This window comes from Holospora curviuscula (assembly GCF_002930195.1).
GTDB classification, from domain to species: Bacteria; Pseudomonadota; Alphaproteobacteria; order Holosporales; family Holosporaceae; genus Holospora; species Holospora curviuscula.
Genome location: NZ_PHHC01000099.1, coordinates 1 through 2,768 on the forward strand (window position 1 = coordinate 1; position 2,768 = coordinate 2,768).

Sequence of the window (2,768 nt, forward strand, 5' to 3'; positions counted from 1 at the left end):
CTCATGCTCAAGCAACCATTTTTTGCGTGTGAGGCCACCGCCGTATCCGCCAAGGTCACCATTGCTATTGATGATGCGATGACAGGGTATGATAATCGCCAATTGATTAGCTCCATTGGCATTTGCAACGGCACGGTAAGCTGTGGCCCTGCCAATAGCTTTGCTTTGCGCAATATAACTTCGTGTCTGACCATATGGAATACGCATTAGCTCATCCCAAACACTTCTTTGAAAGGGGCTGCCTAGAAGATGTAGAGGTGTGTTGAATTCTTTGAGTTTTCCTTCGAAATAAGACTCCAGTTCAAGTGTAATAGATTTAATTGGATCGGTGACTCCTGGAATAATAGCTGCTTTCGTTTTGATTCTGAGTCTTTCAACCTCACGCTCCAAACCCCGTCTGTCAACAAATTCTAAAAGATAGAGACCAGCCTCATCGGCAATTGCAATCATGGGCCCGAGCCTTGTATCAATCCAAGAGGCTTTTAGAATTGTATGTTGCCCTTCAAATTTTGTTGGCGGCGCTCCAATAATTTTAGAAAAAGCATCTCGAAATCCACTGCTGGATTCATACCCTGTATTCAGTTGAGCTTCAATTACAGCATCTCCCGCGCGTATTTGTTTGAATGCAAGCCCCATCCGTCTTGCGCGTGCATATTCAACAAAGGTCATTCCAAATCGTTTTTTGAACTGACGACGGGCTGTTGATGCATCTACTGATAACTCTTCAAAATCACGATCTTTCCAGCACCTTGATGGATCAGCTTCAACGGCATCAACGAGCGTACGCACTAAATCCGATACTTGGTTTGGATGAGAAAGGGGGCGGCAACGCATACACGGCCTAAAAGATGCTAGCAATGCTTCCCCAGCTGTTTTATAGAATTCACAATTCTCAAATTTTGGTTTTCGTGCTGGACATGTAGGACGACAAAATACGCCTGTTGTTTGAACGCCCACAAAAAATACACCTTCATAGTGTATATTTTTATCAAGGAGTGCTTGATAGAATTCTTGTTTTTGTACTTCCGTTATCATTTAGATCCTGTATTAATTGGTCTTTCGCTTCAAGCCTTCTGGCTATTTACACCCAGTATAAAGATTATAAAAAAACGCGCGACCGAAATTCAGGCATTGATTTTTTATCTTCAAGATTTGGTTTTATTGGTATCATCTGTTCCCCTGTAATAACGGATTAAAACCAAGCATATGATGCGCAATAATCTCAAATGATTCTTGGTCGATTTCTAAAAAACCATAGCGAAAAACATAGCCCCACGAATTTTTATTTTTGATAAATGGCAGTGACTGTACAAGCGGTTTGATATCAATGTGCTTTGCTTCAAAATAATTGATATTACGCCTAAATGGTTTGAATCCATCCCCCATATCTACTTGGTAAGGTGCATCATCAATAACCTCCCCAATTGCAGTAAATTTTTGATAGAGATCAGACCCTTCCATGGTTATTTTAGATGAATAATAAATCACAAAATCACCATGGGATAGTCGTTTAGCGGGCGCAGATTTACCGTGGCAAAATTGACAAATACCAAGCTTAACCCCACTTTCCACATGCTCTTTGCAAGCAACGCCAATCCAGAATTTTGCTTTCTTATTCATCTGTGGTACCTGCAGTTAATTTCGCCAAAATTTGCACAAGGCTTTTTTGCTCCTGATCAGAGGCTTTGCTGAAAAAAGTACTATCAATACCTTCTACAATGGGGACTAAAGTACGCACCATATCTTTACCTTTTTCGGTAAGCGAAACGCTCTTTGCACGTGTGTCTACCTCATGCTCTATACGATTTACAAGACCCATTTGAACAAGTTTTTTAAGAGATTTTGATACAGTCATCTTATCAAGCTGAGACCAGTTAACGATAAGGATTTGAGTCGTATCATATCCATGAGCCTCAAACCACATGAGGGTCGCTATAATCACAAACTGCGCATGAGAAACGTTGTATTGCTCAAGAGCTTTTTTAATTTGCCGTTGCCAGATCATAGTTGTTTGCCAAAGAAGAAAACCGGGACTGTCTTCAGGCTTATCAAAACCGAAAGGTAAGTTAGACATGAAGACTCCTTGCAAGCTTTACAAGGTTTTCTGTTTCTTCTGCTATAGTATCAGCAACATTTTGGGCTACAAGCTTGATCCAGAGCCATTTTAGCGGCCCAGTTACAACAAGTTTATTGGTAAGTTTTAAACCGTCTACAGTCTCTTCCATGGCATGAATATCATACATTTTGGTGCCAAAGAAAGATGTACAATCAGTGAATGAATAGCCTTCATTAATTTCAGTAAGCACAATTTTTACAGGCTGAACGCCTTTAGGCTTTAAGAAGAAGTGATTGCCAACTTTGAAGTCACCCTCAAGCTTGCAGTAATCCAAATCACCATGCCACGTTGGCCAGTTATTAATGTCCGTCCAAATGCGCCAAATATCTTCGCGCTTTAAACCTTGGAATGTTTTGCTATAAGTTCTTGTCCACATATTACACCTTTATCGTATTTATGGATATAGTATGCGAGTTTACTATATGAGTCAAGACTAAAGTTATTCTCCGTTTCGAATGCCAATCGCTACTCCGGTTTTCGTTCTCTAAAAAATGAAGGGCGTAAAAAGGCTAATTCTCCAAAACCTAGGTAAATAGAGGGTTTGAGGACATGCGTACCTTCATCGGGAGTGTTCGCATATATCGGAGATGGAGAGGCCAAAAATGGAGATTTTGGGGGTAAAATGGTGAAATTGGAGAAAGTGAGGTACGGG

5 protein-coding genes are annotated in these 2,768 nt (G+C 40.6%); all 5 read right to left on the bottom strand.

Features of this window, described 5'->3' with window-relative positions; translation table 11 throughout:
- Positions 1 to 1,035, bottom strand: a 1,035-nt coding sequence (locus tag HCUR_RS05145) for a bifunctional transcriptional activator/DNA repair enzyme AdaA (protein ID WP_104207050.1), incomplete at its 3' end; no start/stop codon positions are given.
- A 132-nt stretch (positions 1,036 to 1,167) separates the two neighbouring features.
- Complete coding sequence (locus HCUR_RS05150; RefSeq protein ID WP_104207051.1) at positions 1,168 to 1,620, bottom strand: EVE domain-containing protein; 453 nt, start codon at positions 1,618 to 1,620, stop codon at positions 1,168 to 1,170.
- Positions 1,613 to 2,074: a MarR family winged helix-turn-helix transcriptional regulator gene (locus HCUR_RS05155; RefSeq protein WP_104207052.1), complete on the bottom strand. Its 462-nt coding sequence runs from the start codon at positions 2,072 to 2,074 to the stop codon at positions 1,613 to 1,615. The genes HCUR_RS05150 and HCUR_RS05155 overlap by 8 nt, the downstream gene beginning before the upstream one ends.
- On the bottom strand, positions 2,067 to 2,492 hold the full coding sequence (locus HCUR_RS05160) for an SRPBCC family protein (RefSeq protein WP_104207053.1): 426 nt from the start codon (positions 2,490 to 2,492) through the stop codon (positions 2,067 to 2,069). The genes HCUR_RS05155 and HCUR_RS05160 overlap by 8 nt, the downstream gene beginning before the upstream one ends.
- A gap of 89 nt (positions 2,493 to 2,581) precedes the next feature.
- On the bottom strand, positions 2,582 to 2,768 hold a 187-nt coding region (locus tag HCUR_RS09210; protein WP_207760933.1), incomplete at its 5' end, for a hypothetical protein.

Excerpts from the sequence above, each read along its gene's own strand:
- HCUR_RS05160 (WP_104207053.1), bottom strand. The coding sequence starts at position 2,492 with ATGTGGACAAGAACTTATAGCAAAACATTCCAAGGTTTAAAGCGCGAA.
- HCUR_RS05150 (WP_104207051.1), bottom strand. The coding sequence starts at position 1,620 with ATGAATAAGAAAGCAAAATTCTGGATTGGCGTTGCTTGCAAAGAGCAT.
- HCUR_RS05155 (WP_104207052.1), bottom strand. The coding sequence starts at position 2,074 with ATGTCTAACTTACCTTTCGGTTTTGATAAGCCTGAAGACAGTCCCGGT.